Below are 19,100 nucleotides of genomic sequence, written 5' to 3' on the forward strand. Positions count from 1 at the left end.
CTCCGTCGAAGGACCGCCCCGGACTGTTCGGGTTACGTGGTGGATCAGCCCGCGGAGGCCGGGGCGGGGGTGTTCCGGTCGGTGTCCTCGGGAGCCGCGCCGGGCTTGGCGGCGGAGTCGAAGCCGCGCAGCGGGACGTGGCGGATGAAGACGGCGATGAGCAGTCCGGCGGCGGCCACGGCCGCGCCCCAGGCGAAGACCGTGGCGACGCCGTCGGTGACGCCCTGCTGGAACACGTGCTGCACCGTCTCCGGCAGGCTCTTCAGGGCCTGCGGGGTCATCTGGGCGACCGAGAACTGGCCGCCGGACGCGCCGGCCGCGGGGTCCAGGTGGGAGGTGACGCTGTCGGTGAGCTTGGTGGCGTAGAGCGAGCCCAGCAGGGAGACGCCGACGGAGCCGCCCATGTTGCGCAGGAAGGTAGCGGCGCCGGTGGCGGCGCCTATGTCACGCAGCGGGGCGTTGTTCTGGGCGATGAGCATGGTGCTCTGCATCAGGCAGCCCATGCCGGCGCCGAGCACGACCATGTACAGCGAGGTGGTGGCGCTGGTGGTGTCGATGTCCATGGTGGCAAACAGCGCCAGACCGATGGCCATCAGGACGGTGCCGGCGATCGGCAGGGCGCGGTAGCGGCCGGTGCGGCTGATCACGGCACCGCCGGCCAGCGACACGGCCATGGACGACAGCATCATCGGCATGAGCAGCAGGCCGCTGTTGGTGGCGGAGGAGCCCTGGACGAACTGCTGGAACTGCGGCAGGAAGGTCACCCCGCCGAACATGGCGAAGCCGACGATGAAGCTGAGGGCGCCGGCGAGCGAGAAGTTGCGGTTGTTGAAGACCGCGAGCGGCATGATCGGCTCGGCGGCGCGGCGCTCGACGATCACGAAGGCGGCGAAGGCCAGCACGGTCGCCACGGCCAGGCCGATGATCGTGGCCGAGCCCCACTCGTACTCGTTGCCGCCCCAGCTGGTGATCAGGACGAGGGTGCTGATCCAGATGGTGAGCAGGGCCGCGCCGGTCCAGTCGATGCGCGCCTTGCCGGTGCCGCGGGACAGCTTGGCCAGGGTGAACCAGCACACCGCGAGGGCGGCGATGCCCAGGGGCAGGTTGACGTAGAAGGCCCAGCGCCAGTTCAGGTGGTCGGTGATGAAGCCGCCGGCCAGCGGGCCGCCGATCATGGCGACGGGCATGACGGCCATCAGCACGCCCTGGTACTTGCCGCGCTCGCGCGGCGGCACGATCTCGGCCATGACCGCCATCACGCCGACCATCAGGCCACCGGCGCCCAGGCCCTGCAGGGCGCGGAAGCCGACCAGCTCGCCCATGTTCTGCGACATGCCGCAGAGGACGGAGCCGATGAGGAAGATCACGATCGACGAGAGGAAGGTCACCCGGCGGCCGAGGAGGTCGCCGAGCTTGCCCCAGATCGGCGTGGCGGCGGTCGACGCCAGGATGTAGCCGGTGGTCACCCACGCCAGGTGGTTCAGCCCGCCCAGGTCACCCACGATGGTGGGCAGCGCAGGGGCGACGATCATGTTGTCGAGCATGGCCAGCAGCATCGCGATGACCAGACCGCTCATTGTCACCATGATCTCACGGTGGGTGAACCTGGGCGGCGCCTCCTCCTCGGCGGTCTTCGTTGCTGTCGACTCCATGGCACTGCCTCTCTTCGAACGGTCACTGCAAAGGCTGCGAGCAGCCCACGCCGAAGGGCGGCCCGGTCCACACGGGTGCGGACGGCGGGACCGCCGGATAAAAGGAGGATCTGCTCCAGGTGCGGCCCGCGTACGGCGAGGCCGAAGCGGAGTTCGATGGATGCTCCACTTACCTGTCGTTAAGTAAACTACTTGCCGGACGGTAAGCTTGCAAGCGGAACCCCCGGGGACGAGAGGAAGCGGACATCCATGGCGGCAGGCGCAGGGCACCGGCGAGGCAGTGACACCAAGGCCGAGATCCGCAACGTGGCCATGGAACTGTTCACCGAGCAGGGGTACGAGGCCACCTCACTGCGGGAGATCGCCGAGCGGCTGGGGGTCACCAAGGCGGCCCTCTACTACCACTTCACCAGCAAAGAGGACATCGTCGTCTCGCTCTTCGCCGAGCACCTGGCGACCTTCGACGAACTGATCGCCTGGGCCCGGACCCAGACCCCGGGACCGCAACTGCTTGCACAGGCCATCGACCGGATGGTCGACATGGCGTCCGAGCGGGGATCCCGGATGGTGCGGTTCGCCCTCGCCAACCAGCGCGTGATCAAGGACCTGCACCCCGGTCACCAGAGCGTCCACGAGCGCATGAACACCCTGTGCGACGCGCTCACCGGCCCGGACGCGTCCGTCGAGGAGGCGCTGCGGATCCGCATGGCCCTGCTCAGCGTCAATTTCACCTACTTCGCAGCCCAAGGGCTCGACGCCTCCGACGCCGAGGTCACCGCCGCCGCCCGGAACATCGCCCACCTGCTGAACCCCATCTCCGCCGACGCCTCGGCGGAAGCCGCCCCGGTCACACCGCCGGTCGCCGAGGCTCCGGTCGGCTGATCTCCGCGCCGCGCCTGCACCGGCGTACCGGATGATGGGGACGGCATGACGGAACACGAGGTCAGGAGCGTTCATGGTGAAGCGGGTTCACCAACCCCGTGAGGACGCGGAGTTCGATTTCATCCTCAGGATGAGCGCGGCCCCGGTCCTCGCCTACTTCACCGGGACATGGCCCAAGGCGATCGAGCCCTCGCGGGCGATGGACCTCGTCATGGGTGACATCGCCGAGGCCTACGCGGGCCGTCTGACGGTCGTCCGCACCGACATCACGCGCTGCCCGCTCACGACCGGCCGGTACGGGATCACCGGAGCGCCGTCCTATGTTTTGCTCCGGGAAGGGGAGGCGGTGGCGCAGGGTACGGGGCTCCTGACCGTCGCCGAGGCAGGACAGTTCCTCGACGACCGCCTCTGAGCGGCCACCGGCACCGCAGCCGTGACGCCCGCGGGTCCGGCGCATCGGCCCATCGGGTGCCGGGGCATCACGCCTTGGCCGGACCGCTGCCCGGCTCCTTGACGATGCGATCGCCGACCGCGATCGACTTCCACAGCCCACGGTCGACGCGCACCTTCATGAACTGGCCGTCCGCACGCCTCACCTTGACGAAGTGGTACATGTTCGCGCCGTCGAGCATGCCGCGCGACTTGTCCTCGACGATGCCTTCCCAGGCGTCGTCCGGTCCTGGTTTGTGTGATTTGAACATGCCGCAAGCCTACGAAGACCGTCCGGCCTGGTGCAGTGTCAAGAAGCACGGACACCGCAGTACAGATGTCACACGAGGCGCCGTGGAGAAGTCCTGAGCAGGGCAACGACGACGGTGCTCGGAACTCGCGCGAGAGATCTGCGCGGGAGCTGCCGGTCGGTCCGGACCGCACATGGCAAAGGCAAGGAGAGTCCTCTCCTTGCCTGTCTCAACTTATAGCGCACCGGGGGGCTTGCCGCAAGGCCCCGGTCGTGGCGCAGAATCGTCGGCCTGTGCCGCGGCCAGCGGGTGCGGGCGTGCGCGCCGCCCGGCCGGAGGAGCGGCCGGACGAGTCGTCGGCGGGAAGGCAAGCAGGGATGAGGACGTGCTCGACAAGGGGTTCGACAAGGCCGGAGGCGCCGGTGATGCGATCGGCCGTCGCAGTGCGGCGGCTCACGGCCGCCGTGGAGGTGTCGCGGTGACCGAGCAGCTCAGGCAGTACGTCGCGGATCTCCACGAGGTCGACGAGACACAGGTCGCGGTCGTCGGCGGCAAGGGCGCGCAGTTGGGCGGGCTGGCGCGGATCGAGGGCGTCGCCGTACCCGACGGCTTCTGCGTGACGACGGACGCGTTTCGGCGGGTCGTGGCGCAGGCGCCGTCGGTCGACGGACTGCTCGACGAATTGTCCCGCGTGGACCCGGAGGACCGGGAGGCGCTCCGGACGCTCAGCGCGCGGATCCGCCGGGCCGTCGAGGAGGTCGCCGTCCCCGGTGATCTCGCGGCGGAGATCACCGGCGCGCTCGCCCGGTTCGGTGAACGGGACGCGTACGCCGTCCGGTCCAGCGCGACGGCCGAGGACCTGCCCACGGCCTCCTTCGCCGGCCAACAGGACACGTACCTGAACGTCGTGGGGCCGGCGGAGGTTCTCCGGCACGTCAGCCGGTGCTGGGCCTCGCTGTTCACCGAACGGGCCGTGACCTACCGGCGGCGGATCGGCATCGACGACCGTACGGTCCGCATGGCGGTGGTCGTGCAGCGGATGGTCGTACCCGAAGCGTCCGGGATCCTGTTCACGGCCGATCCGGTCACGGGCAACCGGAAGGTCGCCACCGTGGACGCCGGCTTCGGCCTCGGCGAGGCCCTGGTCTCGGGCCTGGTGAACCCGGACGTCTTCAAGGTGCGCGACGACGGGATCGTCGACAGGACGATCTCCGCCAAGCACCTTGCCGTGCAGGCCGATCCGGCCGGCGGGACACGGGAAGTGACGGTCGAGGCGCAGCGTCAGGAGCGTCCGGCGCTGACGGATGCGCAGGTCCTGCGGCTCGTGCGGCTCGGACGGCGGATCGAGGCGCACTTCGGGCGTCCGCAGGACATCGAGTGGTGTCTGGTCGACGACGGTTTCCGGATCGTGCAGAGCCGGCCGATCACCACGCTGTTCCCCGTCCCCGAGAGCACGGACCGGGAGAACCACCTCTACGTCTCCGTCGGTCACCAGCAGATGATGACCGACCCCATGAAGCCGCTGGGCCTGTCCATGTGGCGGCTGACGGCCATGGTGGCGATGCACGAGGCGGGCGGGAGGCTGTTCGTCGACGTCGCCCCGCGTCTGGCCTCGCCCGCGAGCCGCGCCGCCCTGCTGGAGGTCATGGGCCGAGGAGATCCGCTGGTGCGGGACGCCCTGGAGACGGTCCTCGGGCACGAGGACCTCGTCCCCTCTCCCCTGGACGCGGCTCCCGGCGTGCCGTCGGCCGGCGAGGCGCCCACCCCGGCCGAGGCCGATCCGGCGATCGTCTCCGAGCTGATCGAACGCAGCCGGGCGTCCGTCGCGGCCCTGGAAGCCGGCATCCGGTCCAAGACCGGACCGGCGCTGTTCGACTTCCTGCTGGGGGCCTTCGAGGAGCACAAGCGGGTCCTCGGTGACCCGCTGAACATCCAGGCGATCATGGCGGGGATGGAAGCCACCTGGTGGCTCAACGACACGCTGTGGGAGTGGCTGGGCGAGAAGAACGCGGCCGACACGCTGACGCTGTCCGCACCGGACAACATCACGTCGGAGATGGGACTGGAACTGCTCGACGTCGCGGACGTGATCCGGCCGCATACGGACGTGGTGACGTTCCTTCAGGGCGTCGGTGTCGAGGACGCGGGCTTCCTTGACGACCTGGTGAAGTTCCCTGGCGGGGCGGAGGCCCGCGACGCGATCGAGGGATACCTCGACCGGTACGGCATGCGCTGTGTCGGCGAGATCGACATCACGCGGCCACGGTGGAGCGAACACCCCACCACGCTCGTGCCGGTGATCCTCGACAACGTCAGGAACTTCGAGCCGGGCGCCGCCGCGCGCCGGTTCGAGGAGGGACGGCAGCGGGCCGCACGCAAGGAACAGGAGGTGCTGGCGCGACTGCGGGCCCTGCCGGACGGGGACCGCAGGGCCGACGCGACCAAGCGGATGATCGACCAGGTCAGGGCGTTCGCCGGGTACCGGGAGTACCCGAAGTACGGCATCGTCTGCCGCACCTTCGTCTACAAGCGGGCCCTGCTGGAGGAGGCCGAGCGGCTCGTGCGGGCCGGTGTGCTCGCCGAGAAGGAGGACGTCTTCTACCTCACGTTCGAGGAGTTCCACGACGTCGTACGCACGAACCGGGTGGACGACCGGCTGGTGCGGCGGCGCAAGGAGGACTTCCGCTCTTACCACGCGCTCACGCCCCCGCGGGTGCTGACCTCGGACGGTGAGGCCGTCATGGGGTCCTACCGGCGCGACGACGTGCCGGACGGGGCGCTGATCGGCCTGCCCGTCTCCGCCGGGACCGTCGAAGGCAGGGCCCGCGTCGTCCTCGACATGGCGGACGCCGACCTCGAAGCGGGCGACATCCTGGTCACCCCGTTCACGGACCCCAGCTGGTCGCCGCTGTTCGTCGCCGTCGCGGGCCTGGTGACGGAGGTGGGCGGTCTGATGACCCACGGGGCGGTCATCGCCCGCGAGTACGGCCTGCCGGCCGTCGTGGGCGTGCACGGGGCCACCCGGCTGATCCGGGACGGGCAGCGCATCCGCGTGCACGGCACCGACGGGTACATCGAGATCCTGTCCTGAACGGCCTCGGCAATCGCCTGGTGGGTGCCCGGCCCACCAGGCCGGCCGCCTGGCCGGCCTCCCGGGTCTGCGGTGCCCGCTCAGAACAGTGACAGGCCCTCACCGCTGGTGTCCTCGACGACCGGCCGGGACTGGGCGGGCAGGTCGTCCAGGCGGTCGGGTCCGGCCGCGGCGGCCACGGCTGGGGCGGTCTCGGCCAGCCAGTGACGAAACCGTTCGACGGCTTCGCGGTAGGGGACCTGCGCCAGGACGCGGTGCTCGCCCGAGGGGCAGAAGTCGACGGTGACCGTGAGCAGGCAGGAGCGGGGCGCGTTCTGACTGCCCGTCCAGGACACGCGCAGGACCCCGCAGGGTTTGCGCCCGCGGGAGGCGGGGTGGGTCGGGCGCAGCGACCGGCAGGCCGTATGGGCGGTCCAGGCGGCGAGGTGGGGCAGGGGCAGGGTGGTACGGGCGCGGCAGCCGGGGCAGCGGTGCCAGTGGTGGAGCCAGGCGACGGCGTCGGTGCCGAAGAGGCGTGCGTAGCGGTTCGCCACCCGGATGTCGTTGCTGTAGAGGTGGTCGGGGCGTTCCTGGGTGTTGCAGGACTGGCAGAGGGGGGCGCGGACGTAGCCGTGTTCGTGGCAGTGGTCCAGGACGGCGGCGGGCGCGGTGCGGCAGACGGCGCAGGTCCACCCGGCCACCTGGCGGGAGGTGCCGGGTTGCCTGCTGAGCACCGAGTACAGCCGGCCGTCGAGCTCGCCGTCGTACGGGCGCGGTCCGGCGGTGGTGCTCCGGGGGCTCGTCGTCCGCCGGTTGTCGGCCTCCGGGGCTTGCCGGAGCTGTGCGGGCGACTCGGTACCGGCTGCGCCTGCCCGGCCGGACCGTACCGACGACTCAGCGGCAGCCGCGCCTGCCCGACGGGTCCGGACGGGCGACTCGGCGGCAGCCCCGCCTGCCCGGCCGGAGCGTACCGACGACTCGGCGGCAGCCCCGCCTGCCCGGCCGGTCCGGACGGGCGACTCGGCGGCAGCCCCGCCTGCCCGGCGGGTCCGGGCGGCGTGCACCCACTGCGTCTCCGTGTGCTCGGCCGCGTCGAGCAGGCGGACCACGGCGCGCGGCAGCCACCAGGTCCGCTGGGTCCCGTCGTGGGTCTGCTCCACGAGTATCCGGCGCCAGTCGATCCCGGCCAGATGGTACGGGCGGCCGGCGTCACGTCGTGCTGCCCGCTCGGGGCCGTCCGGCTCCTGAAGTTCCCCCGCGATGCGCCGCCGCCAACGCAGACGCGTCTCCTCGTCGCCCTGCTGCCTCGGCACGCCACGAAACGGACCGACGCGGACGAGGTCCCGCCGGTCCATCGCCACCGCGCTCAGTTCCGCGGCCGCCCGGCGCACCTCGGCCTCCGCAACACTCCACTGCCCGCCGCCCGCCCTCACCGTCGCCACCACCTGGGCGCCGAGCAGGACGTACCCCGCGGCGGCCCGGGCAGGGGAACGGGTGAAGGCCCGGGAAGCCGTCGGCACAGGGCTGCCGGCCGTCAGATCGACCCACAGAGCGTCCGCGGCGCCGAGGGTCATCAGGTCGTCCGTCCAACCGGGCGTGACACGCTCTGGCATCCCGACAGGCTATCGGCCCGCGCGCTCCCCCTCCGATCTTCCCCTTGGCGCACCACCGCGTCCTCGGAGCGACGCAGGCACGGGCGCGTCGCCCGCCTCCGTGGTGCGGCCGCTTTCGGATTTCCGCCACATGTTTGCCGAGCCGCCAACCTCGGAGCGGGCTGTTCCTCCTGGACCTGTCCGGATCCACACTTGCCACTCCGACAACGCCGCCGGATTCACGAAAGGCTGCACAACGATGCCTGCATTCAGCGATGGGATACCGGAGACCGGGCTGCCTGCCGGCTCGACCTTGACCACGGACGTCGTGGTCGTGGGCTCGGGTCCCGCAGGAGCCGCGGCCGCACTCATGCTGGCGACGCTCGGCGTCGACACCGTGATGATCACCAAGTATCGGTGGACGGCCAACACGCCCCGCGCCCACATCACCAACCAGCGCACGATGGAGGTCTTCCGTGACCTCGGCATAGAGCCGCAGGTGCTCGCCGACGCCACCGACCACTCCCTGGTCGGCGACACCGTGTTCTGCACGAGCATCGCCGGCGAGGAGATCGGCCGGATCCGCACCTGGGGCACCCGCCCCGACCGCGAGGGCGACTACCGGCTCGCCTCCCCCTGCCTCACCGTCGACATCCCGCAGACGTACCTCGAGCCGATCCTGGTCCGCAACGCGGCACAGCGCGGCGCCCAGACCCGGTTCTCCACCGAGTACCTCTCCCACACCCAGGACGCGGACGGTGTCACCGTGCGCGTCCTGGACCGGCTCACCGGGCACGGGTACGACATCCGCGCCAAGTACCTGATCGGCGCCGACGGTGCCCGCTCCAAGGTCGCCGCGGACATCGGACTGCCCTTCGAGGGCGCCATGGACATCGCCGGGTCGATGAACATCACCTTCAAGGCCGACATAGGCCGCCACGTCGCACACCGCCCGTCGGTGCTCTACTGGGTCATCCAGCCCGGCTCGAACGTCGGCGGCATCGGTGCCGGGCTCGTACGCATGGTGCGCCCGTGGAACGAATGGCTGATCGTGTGGGGCTACGACATCGCCGGGGAACCCCCGGTCGTCGACGAGGCCGCCGCCGTACAGATCGTGCGCAACCTGCTGGGTATCCCCGACCTGGAGGTGGAGATCACCGGCACCAGTCTGTGGGGCAACAACGAGATGTACGCGACCCGGCTGCACCAGGGACGGGTGTTCTGCGCCGGCGACGCCGTCCACCGCCACCCGCCGAGCAACGGTCTGGGCTCCAACACCTCCGTCCAGGACTCCTACAACCTCGCGTGGAAGATCGCCGCCGTCCTCAAGGGGCACGCGGGTCCCTCGCTCCTGGACACCTACAGCGCCGAACGCGCACCGGTCGCGGAGCGGATCGTCAAGCGGGCCAACAAGTCCAGCCGTGAGTTCGTCGACATCTTCGCGGCGCTCGGCGTGCTCGACGCGAAGACCGAGGCCGAGATGGCGGCCGCGATCGAGGAGCGCAAGGCCGACACCCCGGCCGGTGCCGCCAAGAGGGCCGCGCTGGTGCGCGCGATGGAGCTGAAGAACTACGAGTTCAACGCGCACGGTGTCGAACTCGGACAGCACTACACCTCCGCGGCCGTGGTCTCCGACGGCAGCGAGCTGCCCGCCCCGGCACGCGATGCCGACCTCTACTACGAGATGTCCACCGTCCCCGGCGCGCACCTGCCGCACGCCTGGGTCGGCGACAGCGCGCACCGGCACGCCCTGATGGATCTGGCACCCTACGACCGCTGGACGCTGCTGACCGGAATCGCGGGCGCGGCATGGGAAGAGGCCGCCGAGAAGGTCGGCGCCGAGCTGGGCATCCCCCTGACCGCCGTCGTGATCGGCCCGGGCCGCGACGTGAGCGACCTCTACTACGACTGGGCCGCACTGCGCGAGACCGACGAGAGCGGCGTGCTGCTGGTGCGGCCCGACAAGCACATCGCCTGGCGGGCGACGAGTCTGCCCGACGATCCCGAGGCGCAGCTGCGGCGCGTGCTGCTGTCGGTCCTGGGAAGGAATGAGCACTGATGCGTTTCGTCCACGACATCCTGCCCCAGCGGGTGCGCTTCGCCTCCGGCGCGGCCACGGAGAGCCTCGCCGCCGAGATCGCTCTGCTCGGCAGCGAGCGGGTGATGATCATCGCGGGCCCGGCGGAGAAGGATCTTGCCGAGCGCATCACCGCCGGCCTGCCGGTCGCGGTCCGCCACGACGACGTCGCCATGCACGTCCCCGTCGAGGTCGCGGAACGCGCACGCGCCGTGGCCGCGTCCCACGAGGCCGACGCCCTGGTCAGCATCGGCGGCGGCTCCACCACGGGGCTCGCCAAGGCGGTCGCGCTGAGCACCGGACTGCCGATCGTCGCCGTCCCCACCACCTACGCCGGCTCCGAGGCGACCCCCGTGTGGGGGCTGACCGAGGGAGCCGTAAAGACCACCGGCACCGACCCCAGGGTCCTTCCGCGCACCATCGTCTACGACGCGGCGCTGACGCTCAGCCTGCCCGTGGAACTGAGTGTCGCCTCCGGTCTGAACGCGCTGGCGCACTGTGTGGACTCGCTGTGGGCCCCGCGGACCGACCCCCTCAACCAGGCCCTGGCACTCGAAGGCGCTCGGGCGCTGAACGCCGGTCTGCCGCAGGTGGTGGCGCAGCCGGGCGCACTGGAGGGCCGGGAGCAGGCACTCTACGGCGCCTATCTGGCGGCCGCCGCCTTCGCGTCCGCCGGCTCCGGCCTGCACCACAAGATCTGCCACGTCCTGGGCGGCATGTTCAACCTGCCGCACGCCCAGACGCACGCTGTCGTCCTGCCCCACGTCCTCGCCTTCAACGCCCCCTTCGTCCCCGAGGCCGAGCGGCGCCTCGCCGTCGCCCTCGACGCCCCCACCGCCCGCGAGGGACTGGCCCGGCTGCGCGACCGACTGCACGCGCCCCGCTCCTTGCGGGATCTCGGGATGCCGCGGGACGGCATCGGCAAGGCGGCCGAGGCCGTCGTCGCCGCCGCTCCGGCGGGCAATCCGCGGCCCGTCGCGCCGCAGGCCGTCACGGCCCTGATCGAAAGCGCCTGGGAAGGAGCCGACCCCCGATGACACACACCTCCGACGCAGCCGTCCCGGTCGAGCAGCAGGACCGCGAAGCCGACGTCGTCCGCCAGGTGCTGGAGTCCTTCGAGGCCTGCACCGATCCAAGACTGCGGCAGGTCATGCAGTCCCTGGTGCGCCACCTGCACGCGTTCGTGCGGGAGGTACGGCTGACCGAGGCGGAGTGGAGCGAAGGGATCGAGTTCCTCACCCGGGCCGGGCACATCACCGACGAACGGCGTCAGGAGTTCATCCTGCTCTCCGACGTCCTCGGTGTGTCCATGCAGACGGTCGCCGTGAACAACGAGGCGTACGGCAGTGCCACCGAGGCCACCGTCTTCGGACCGTTCTTCGTCGACAACAGCCCCGAGATCCCCCAGGGCGGCGACCTCTCCTTCGGTGCCGCCGGAGAGCCGTGCTGGGTGGAGGGCACCGTCACCGACACCGACGGAAAGCCGGTGAGCGGGGCACGCATCGAGGTGTGGGAGGCCGACGAGGACGGCTTCTACGACTCGCAGTACGGCGACGACCGGCTCGCGGCCCGCGCCCACCTGTTCACCGACGCCGACGGCGGCTACCGCTTCTGGGCGCTGACCCCGACGCCGTATCCGATCCCCCACGACGGCCCGGTCGGAGCACTGCTCGCGGCCACCGGCCGCTCACCGATGCGGGCGTCGCACCTGCACTTCATGGTCGGTGCCCCCGGTCTGCGCACGCTGGTGACCCACATCTTCGTCCGCGGTGACGAACTGCTGGACCGCGACTCCGTGTTCGGGGTGAAGGAATCCCTCGTCAAGGATTTCGACACGCAGCCGCCCGGCACGCCCACGCCCGACGGACGCGAACTGCCGGACCGGTCCTGGTCACGGGTGCGCTTCGACATCGTGCTGGCACCGGACGGCACCTGAGCAACGACCCGGCCCCGCCCAGCCGGGCGGGGCCGGGCTCACGCCTGCGTACGAGCCTCGCGCAGGACGTCCGACGCCCGTACGCCGTAGCGTTCCCTGAACCGGTGGGAGAAGTGGGTGACCGAGCCGAAGCCGCAGCGGACCGCGGTCTCGGCGACCGTCGTCCCCTCTCCCCCGGCCAGCAGGGCGTGGGCCAGTTCGAGCCGACGGCCCAGCAGGTGCCGGGGCACGCTCGAACCGCTCGCGGAGAACACCCGTGACAGATGCCGCTCGCTGATGCCCACGCCACGGGCGATGCTCCGCGCGGACAGGCCGGACTCCCCCAGATGCCGGTCGATGTACACCTTGGCGACCGCCAGGTGGACCGAGGCGAGCCCGGGCAGGCGGCCGGTCACGACGCTGCCGAGCAGTTCGAGCATGGTGTCCTCGTCGAGGGCGCCGCCGCCCTCGGGGCGCACGGCCTGGCCGGCCAGCCGCGCGAACGTCTTCGCCTGGACGGAACCGTCGTTCATGTCGAGGACGAGGGGGCGGTCCAGCGTCGCCGGTCCCCCGATGTCCTGCCACACCGAACGGGGGATCTTGACCGCCAGCTCCTCCAGGCCCCTGGAGAATCCCCGGACGAAGGGGCGGTCGGCGTCACAGACGATCAGTTGTCCCGCGCGGAGCAGTTGAACCCCGTCGTCGTGGTAGAAGAACGCCTCGTCCGCGAGGTTCAGATAGCAGGCCACCGCCTCGGACGGCATGCGCCGGATCACCGCCGAAGGGCGCTCCACGATATGCGGGCTCCCGACGACCCGTGCGACATGGATCCGGGGCAGCTGGAGATTGATCTCCGTGGCGTCCAGCGGCACCTCCCCCAGGGAGCGGCACCGCAGACCGATGAGCGCTGCCGCGTTGTGCCTCTCCCACAGAGCGACACGCTCGGCCTCGGGAAGGTTCAGGGTGCTGAAACTCACCGGTTCTGCCATGGTCCCGGCCCTCATGTCCTCGGAAGACTGATTCTGGCGCCCGGTCCACGGCACGCGCTCCTGACGGACTCCTCACCACCGGCGGCGGGGACGGCGCCCTGGAGCGACCTGTCGGCGGCACGACCGCATCGCTATTTCACACTTCAACCATATTGGCGGGCGGCTGCCCGGACAAGCCGCGCAAGCCCATGATCCGATCCACCCCCGGCGAGTCCGCGAGCCCCGCGTCACGGCTGCCGTGCACCCTGCCCCCGCCCCCACTCCCGGCTCAGGCGGGAGTGGGGCTCCGCGACCACCCGACGACACAGGACGGGCCGTGACGCGCTACGCGTCAGACGTTCTTGATCGCCGAGATGTCGAAGTGCAGCTTGATCTTGTCCGAGACCAGCACGCCTCCGGTCTCCAGGGCGGCGTTCCAGGTCAGGCCCCACTCGGAGCGCAGGATCTCGGCCTTGCCCTCGAATCCGACGCGCTCGTTGCCGAACGGGTCCTTCGCGGCGCCGCTGAACTCCAGGTCGATGGCCAGCGGCTTGGTCACGCCGAGGATCGTCAGGTCGCCGGTGATCCTGAAGCCGTCCCCGCCCAGCGCCTGCGCCCGGGTGGAGCGGAAGGTCATCACGGGGAACTCGTCGGCCTTGAAGAAGTCTGCGCTCTTGAGGTGGCCGTCGCGGTCCGCGGAGCCCGTGTCGATGCTGTCCATCTTGACGTCGATGGACGCCGTCGAGGCGGCAGGGTCGCGGCCGTCCAGCTGCAGGCTGCCGGTGAAGTCGTTGAACTTGCCCTTGACGTTGGTGACCATGGCGTGCCGGGCGACGAAGCCGAGCGTGGAGTGCGCCGGGTCGATGGTGTACTCACCCGTCACGGCGGCGAGGCGGGGGTCCACGGCGGCGGTCGCCTGCGACGCGGTGGCGGTCTGGACGGCGCTGTTCTTACGTCCGAAGAGGCCCATGATCTGTCTGCTCCCAAAGGGGTCACCCGGGCCGCACGGCCCAGTTCGTTTAACGTTCAACCACGCTAACACCATCGGGCGCCGACCCATTCCTGCGACGGCTGACACCTCCCGTCCGCCGGCAAAGGGGCGGGAATAACCGGAGGCGCCATGTTGTATAACTTTCAACTACAAGCCGAAAACAGCCCCCGGCCGCACGAACAGCAAGGACATCCCCATGGCCTCTCTCCTCGACATCCGACGTGCCGACGAGCGCTTCCACACGCGTGCCGGCTGGCTCGACTCCCGGCACTCCTTCTCGTTCTCCCGCCACTGGGATCCCAAGAACACCCACTTCGGACTGCTGCTGGTCTCCAACGACGACGTCGTCGCGCCGGGCACCGGCTTCGACACCCACCCCCACCGGGACATGGAGATCATCACCTGGGTCCTCGACGGCGGCCTCGTCCACCAGGACTCCGAGGGCCACAACGGGGTGATCTACCCCGGCCTCGCCCAGCGGATGAGCGCCGGTACCGGCATCCTCCACAGTGAGAAGAACGACTCCTGGACCCTCACCGGGGAGCCGGCCCACCAGGACCCCGTCCACTTCATCCAGATGTGGGTCATCCCCGACGAGGCCGGCATCAAGCCCGGATACGAGCAGCTCGACGTCAACGACGAGCTCGCCCGCGGTGACTGGACCACCCTCGCCTCCGGCATGTCGCAGCACGCCCAGCAGCGGGCGATCGGCATCCGCCAGAAGCACGCCGCTCTTCACGTCGCCCGTATCCGCCCCGCCGAGACCCTCCGGATCGTCACCGCTCCCTTCGTCCACCTCTTCGTGGCCCGCGGCAGCGCCGAACTGGAGGGCGCTGGCGCACTGGCCACCGGCGACACGGTCCGGATCAACGGCGCGGAGGGCCAGCGCATCACCGCGGGCCCCGACGGCGCCGAGGTCCTGATGTGGGAGATGAACGCCGCCCTCCCCACCAGCTGACGCATCGACACGCGCGCCGGTCCGCACAGCCGCCCTGCCGGACGGCCGCACACCACACGGGCATGCGCAGGCGCGGGCCGGCCCTCGTCGGCCTGCGCCGGATTCACTCGTAGTCGAACTTCAGGCCGATGCCGAGCGTGCTCTGCTGCGGGAGGAGCCCGGTGCCTACGATGTCCAGCACCGGCGGTACGAGCAGTTCGGCCAGCCGGGCCGTTTCGCCGGGTGTGAGCGCGTCCCAAGGTGCGGCCGCGAGCTCGTCGGTGAGCTTCTCGACCGCGGTACGGACCCGCAGCCCCTCTACGGTGGCCCGGCCGTCGGCCTGCACCAGGCCGCGGACGTTGAGACGTTCGCGGGCGGCGCCCCACTCCTCGTCGGTCCACTGCCTGCTGCCGAACACTTCCTGCGGCGCGGCGCCGACGGCCGCGTGCGAGACCAGGGACTCGGCGGGGCCGAGGCCGTGGGCCTGGAGGGCGGCGATGTGGCCGTCGCCGCGGTGCTCGCGCAGGAGGGTGGCGGCCTGCCAGAGCACCATGTGCGGCTCGTCGGGCCAGGGCAGCGCGGAGTTGGCGGCGGCCAGGGCGCGGCCCGCGGTGTCCGCGGCCTCGGCGGTGCGGCGGGCCAGGTCCGCGGCCTCGCGCAGCTCCGGCGAGCCGATCCGGTCGCCGAGGATCCTGCGCAGGGCGCGGTCCACTCCCGCACTGCGGGCCGCCAGGACCCGCTCGGGCGCTGCGGTGCGCCAGGCCTCCGCGGCGTAGCGCTGCACCATCTGCGGCCTGAAGCTGTAGAAGAGAGCGTTGACCAGCCGGGGGCCGGCCGGGCCGAGCGGCGCGGCGCGGAAGGCGAAGTAGCTCGGCCAGCGCTCGTCGGTGGCGTAGCCGAGAGCCGCGGCCTCCTCGAAGGCCTCCGGAGCGTAGTAGAGCGTGGCGTGCACCGGCTCCAGTAACTGCCACATCTGCCGGACCGTGCTCAGGCTGTGCTGCATGTCGCTTCCTTCGCGGTCGCTGTCGCGCATCCAACAGGAACTTGACGCTGCCTAGATTGCTCCGCTCCAGCCATCTTGTCAATGACTACTTGTCAGTGACTAGATATGGGCTAGCCTGGAGCGCATGGCCGCAACACGCACCTATCACCACGGAGATCTGCGCCGAGCCATCCTCTCCGCCACGCTCGAGGTCATCGCGAGCGACGGCGTCGGCGCGATCAGCCTCCGCGACCTCGCCCGCCGCGCCGAGGTCTCGCACGCCGCCCCCGCCCACCATTTCAAGGACAGGGCCGGGCTGCTGACCGCGATCGCCACGGAGGGTTTCGAGCTACTGGCCGCCGCCCTGGCCACGGTGCCGGCCGGCACCCCGCACCGGCTGCGCGAAATGGGCGTGCGATACGTGGAGTTCGCCCTCGGTCATCCGGCCCACTTCACGGTGATGTTCCAGCCCCAGTTGCTCCACGGCGACGACGCGGAGCTCACCGCCGCCAAGGAACGCGCCTCCCGCGCACTGCGCTCAGGTGTCGAGGACCTCCCGGCCGCCAGGCGCGGCCCCGATGTCCAGCGCGCCGCACTGGCCGCCTGGTCGCTGGCCCACGGCTTCGCCACGCTGCGACTCAACGGCAGCCTCCCGCAACTGGACGACGACCCCGCCGAGACCTTTCGCGCACTCGTCGGCGACCACCGCGTCACGGACCTGCCGTAGCCGAGCGCCCCCTTCAGGGGCCGACGCCCACGCCCACCCGGGCGGTGTTCTTGACCCTCACACCGTGTCAGGCAGTCAACTCGGAGACATCATGTTCACCATCGGAGACTTCGCCCGGCACGGCCGCGTCTCGGTCCGGATGCTGCGTCATTACGACGCGACCGGCCTGCTGCGCCCGGCCCACGTCGACCCCGCCACCGGCTACCGCCACTACACGGCCGCCCAACTGGCCCGGCTCAACCGCGTCATCGCGCTCAAGGACCTCGGTTTCACCCTCCAGCAGGTACTGGTGATCCTCGACGAGAAGGTGAGCACCGAGGAACTGCGCGCGATGCTCCGGCTGCGGCGCGCCGAGCTGGAGGCTGCGATGACCGCTGCGGCGGCCCGGCTGGCCCAGGTCGAGGCGAGGCTCCGCTCGATCGAGAGCGAGGGGCAGATGCCCAGCAACGATGTCGTACTGAAGAGCCTGCCGAGCGTGCGGCTGGCCGAACTGACCGCAGTCGCACCGGACTTCGACACCATCGGTCCGGTCATCCAGCCGCTCTACGACGAGCTGTTCCGGCGTCTGGGGTCGGCGGGCATCACCCCCTCCGGGCCGGGGGTCGCCCACTACGAGGACGCGCCGGACGGCGGCATCCTCATCCACGCGGGCGTCGAGGTCTCCGCGCCCCTCGGCGAGGACGACGGGCTGCGGATCGTGGACCTGCCCCCCGTCGAACAGGCGGCGACGATCACGCACCGCGGCTCGATGGAGACCGTCCTGCCCACCGTCCAGACTCTCGGCCGCTGGATCGACGCCAACGGCTACCGCTCGGCCGGCTACCCGCGAGAGATCAACCTGGAATGCCCCGACAACCACGACGAGTGGGTCACCGAACTCCAGGAACCGGTGCACAGGACCTGACCGGAGAAGGCCCGACCGGGCCTGCGTACGGGCTGGATGCGCCGCACCGCCACTCGATCAAACGGCAGTTGCGCGGTCGCACTGTCACAGCCCGCGGCACGCACAGGAAAGTGATCAACTCCGGCACCTCGGGCATAACTTGGCGCCAAGAGCTGGCAAATTTTCAGTCACTATTCAGAAACCCCAGGTCATAACACCAGCAAGCAGCCCTGCCGGGAACGCCGAAAAGCCTGTCCACTGAGGCTCCAACGAAATGATCATGACTTGCCAGACCTGGGGGTACCCGACGGTGAGATCCACCCTGCGCGGCAGAGTGCTGAACGCGACGCTGACTGCCGCGCTCAGCGCTCTGTCCCTGTCCGGCACGGCGGCGGCCGCCCATGCCGATGCCGCGCCTGCGACCTCGTCATCACGGCAGCCGCTCGGCAAGCCGCAGACCTCGACCAAGGCCCAGGCCGGGCCGCCCGGTGCCCCGGCCATCACCGACGCCTCCGGGTACGACTGCGGTGACGACGCGAGCCCGACCTCCTACCAGGTCGGCATCCCGGCCACCTTCACCCTGGTACCCGCCGCCTCCGGCGGCACGACCGCCGGCTACCTCTACCAACTCGACGGCGCGGCACCGATCTCCCTGGCCGCCACCGGATCCGGCACCACCATCAGCGTCACCCCCGCCAGGGGCGCGAGCTTGCTGGATGTCACCGCAGTCGCGGCCGACGGCAGCATCGGCGACACCACACGCTGCGTCTTCAGCGCCGACCTCACCGCCCCCACCGACCCTGCGGCCACCACTCCCGCCCGCGACGGCGACCTGACCGGCGACGGCATCCCCGACCTGGCCGTAGTGGGCGGCCAGGCGGGTCTGCCCAGCGGGCTGTGGCTGGCTCGCGGCACGGCCGACGGGCAACTCGACACCCACGCCAGCGATATCGGCGCGCAGGGCACCGGCGTCGACTCCGCGGGCTCACCTGCGAACTGGGACGGCATCCAGATCATCACCGGACACTTCAACACGGGCGCGGGCTTCAACGACGTCCTGGCCTACAACCCGGCCACCGGCAGTGGCGCGGTGCTGTACGGCAGCGGCGACGGCTCGCCCCTCCTGCCCACCAGCGGCCACGAGGTCAACGTGTCGTCCACGGTCTTCACCGACTACTCCGGGAACAAGGCGACCAGCATCGCCAGCGGCGGCGACCTGTACCACACCCTCAACGGTGAACCCTCCACCGGCCGTCCCGACCTGCTCCTGATCGTGGGCGGACAGCTGTGGGACGAGCCCGGCTACCCCATCCCCGGCGTCTTCGACCCCGTCGACGCCGCGCTGCCGCTGGGCGGCACCAACCCCACCGGCACCGGAGACTGGACCGGCTGGAGCATCACCTCCAGCCTCATCGACGGGATGCCCGCGCTGTTCGCCCGCAACACCACCACGGGCGCGCTGTACTACTACACCCCGCAACAGCTCCAGGACCTCGCCTACGGCAACCCTGTCTCCCCCCTTCGGATCGCGGACAGCGGATACGACTTTGCGGCCCTTCCGGTCCTGCAGGCCGCCGACCTCGACGGCGACGGCACGCCGGACCTGCGCAGCGTCTCCTCCGACGGGTCGAGCACTGCGCGGATCTTCGACGCGGCCACCGGAACCCTCACCCCGCAGACACCGCAGACCCTGATCACCTCCTAGCCACGCCTGACCGCTCGGAGACGTCGGCGAGGCCCCGGC

At 70.8% G+C, this 19,100-nt stretch carries 16 protein-coding genes; 10 read left to right on the forward strand and 6 right to left on the reverse strand.

Annotation, left to right across the window (positions count from 1 at the left end; genetic code table 11):
* Nucleotides 1–44: 44 nt before the first annotated feature.
* Nucleotides 45–1,652, reverse strand: coding sequence for an MDR family MFS transporter (locus tag ABT085_RS28030; RefSeq protein ID WP_351613646.1), 1,608 nt, complete (start codon nt 1,650–1,652; stop codon nt 45–47).
* Nucleotides 1,653–1,901: 249 nt separating this feature from the next.
* Between ABT085_RS28030 and ABT085_RS28035 the strand changes: the two genes are divergently transcribed.
* Both ABT085_RS28035 and ABT085_RS28040 read left to right on the forward strand, forming a co-directional pair.
* Complete coding sequence (locus ABT085_RS28035; protein WP_351613648.1) at nt 1,902–2,534, forward strand: TetR/AcrR family transcriptional regulator; 633 nt, start codon at nt 1,902–1,904, stop codon at nt 2,532–2,534.
* Nucleotides 2,535–2,607: 73 nt separating this feature from the next.
* Nucleotides 2,608–2,946, forward strand: coding sequence for a thioredoxin family protein (locus tag ABT085_RS28040; protein WP_351613650.1), 339 nt, complete (start codon nt 2,608–2,610; stop codon nt 2,944–2,946).
* 67 nt (nt 2,947–3,013) lie between these two features.
* Here the strand turns inward: ABT085_RS28040 and ABT085_RS28045 are convergent, their stop codons facing one another.
* Nucleotides 3,014–3,235, reverse strand: coding sequence for a DUF7489 domain-containing protein (locus ABT085_RS28045; RefSeq protein ID WP_351613653.1), 222 nt, complete (start codon nt 3,233–3,235; stop codon nt 3,014–3,016).
* Nucleotides 3,236–3,692: 457 nt separating this feature from the next.
* On the opposite strand from ABT085_RS28045, the gene rph reads away from it, so the two are divergent.
* Nucleotides 3,693–6,305: a rifamycin-inactivating phosphotransferase gene (gene rph / locus ABT085_RS28050; RefSeq protein ID WP_351613686.1), complete on the forward strand. Its 2,613-nt coding sequence runs from the start codon at nt 3,693–3,695 to the stop codon at nt 6,303–6,305.
* 80 nt (nt 6,306–6,385) lie between these two features.
* On the opposite strand, the gene ABT085_RS28055 is transcribed toward rph, so the two are convergent.
* A complete protein-coding gene (locus ABT085_RS28055; protein ID WP_351613655.1) occupies nt 6,386–7,897 on the reverse strand; it encodes an endonuclease domain-containing protein in 1,512 nt (503 codons plus the stop codon).
* 238 nt (nt 7,898–8,135) lie between these two features.
* Between ABT085_RS28055 and ABT085_RS28060 the strand changes: the two genes are divergently transcribed.
* From ABT085_RS28060 to ABT085_RS28070, 3 genes are read left to right on the forward strand one after another with little or no spacing between them, the layout of a single operon-like run.
* Entirely contained in the window at nt 8,136–9,935 is a 1,800-nt protein-coding gene (locus tag ABT085_RS28060; protein WP_502982822.1) for an FAD-dependent oxidoreductase, read from the forward strand.
* Nucleotides 9,935–10,990: a maleylacetate reductase gene (locus ABT085_RS28065; protein WP_351613660.1), complete on the forward strand. Its 1,056-nt coding sequence runs from the start codon at nt 9,935–9,937 to the stop codon at nt 10,988–10,990. The genes ABT085_RS28060 and ABT085_RS28065 overlap by 1 nt, the downstream gene beginning before the upstream one ends.
* Nucleotides 10,987–11,889, forward strand: coding sequence for a hydroxyquinol 1,2-dioxygenase (locus ABT085_RS28070; RefSeq protein ID WP_351613663.1), 903 nt, complete (start codon nt 10,987–10,989; stop codon nt 11,887–11,889). The genes ABT085_RS28065 and ABT085_RS28070 overlap by 4 nt, the downstream gene beginning before the upstream one ends.
* A gap of 38 nt (nt 11,890–11,927) precedes the next feature.
* Here ABT085_RS28070 and ABT085_RS28075 read toward each other — a convergent pair whose 3' ends face one another.
* Nucleotides 11,928–12,857 (reverse strand): AraC family transcriptional regulator, encoded by a 930-nt coding sequence (locus ABT085_RS28075; protein WP_351613666.1) that lies wholly within the window; start codon nt 12,855–12,857, stop codon nt 11,928–11,930.
* A gap of 331 nt (nt 12,858–13,188) precedes the next feature.
* Entirely contained in the window at nt 13,189–13,806 is a 618-nt protein-coding gene (locus ABT085_RS28080) for a YceI family protein (protein ID WP_351613669.1), read from the reverse strand.
* 217 nt (nt 13,807–14,023) lie between these two features.
* Here ABT085_RS28080 and ABT085_RS28085 point away from each other — a divergent pair, with 217 nt between their 5' ends.
* Entirely contained in the window at nt 14,024–14,785 is a 762-nt protein-coding gene (locus ABT085_RS28085) for a pirin family protein (RefSeq protein ID WP_351613672.1), read from the forward strand.
* Nucleotides 14,786–14,888: 103 nt separating this feature from the next.
* Here the strand turns inward: ABT085_RS28085 and ABT085_RS28090 are convergent, their stop codons facing one another.
* Nucleotides 14,889–15,767 carry an SCO6745 family protein gene (locus ABT085_RS28090; protein WP_351613675.1) on the reverse strand — a complete coding sequence of 293 codons (879 nt, stop codon included), beginning with the start codon at nt 15,765–15,767 and terminating at the stop codon, nt 14,889–14,891.
* A gap of 124 nt (nt 15,768–15,891) precedes the next feature.
* Between ABT085_RS28090 and ABT085_RS28095 the strand changes: the two genes are divergently transcribed.
* The 3 genes from ABT085_RS28095 to ABT085_RS28105 all read left to right on the forward strand — a co-directional run bounded on the left by ABT085_RS28095 (nt 15,892) and on the right by ABT085_RS28105 (nt 19,061).
* On the forward strand, nt 15,892–16,473 hold the full coding sequence (locus ABT085_RS28095; protein ID WP_351613678.1) for a TetR/AcrR family transcriptional regulator: 582 nt from the start codon (nt 15,892–15,894) through the stop codon (nt 16,471–16,473).
* 91 nt (nt 16,474–16,564) lie between these two features.
* A complete protein-coding gene (locus ABT085_RS28100) occupies nt 16,565–17,377 on the forward strand; it encodes a MerR family transcriptional regulator (RefSeq protein ID WP_351613681.1) in 813 nt (270 codons plus the stop codon).
* 259 nt (nt 17,378–17,636) lie between these two features.
* Entirely contained in the window at nt 17,637–19,061 is a 1,425-nt protein-coding gene (locus tag ABT085_RS28105; RefSeq protein WP_351613684.1) for a hypothetical protein, read from the forward strand.
* The last annotated feature ends 39 nt before the right edge of the window (nt 19,062–19,100 follow it).

It is taken from the genome of Streptomyces sp. NPDC002265 (genome assembly GCF_040296125.1).
In the GTDB taxonomy this organism is placed as follows: Bacteria; Actinomycetota; Actinomycetes; order Streptomycetales; family Streptomycetaceae; genus Streptomyces.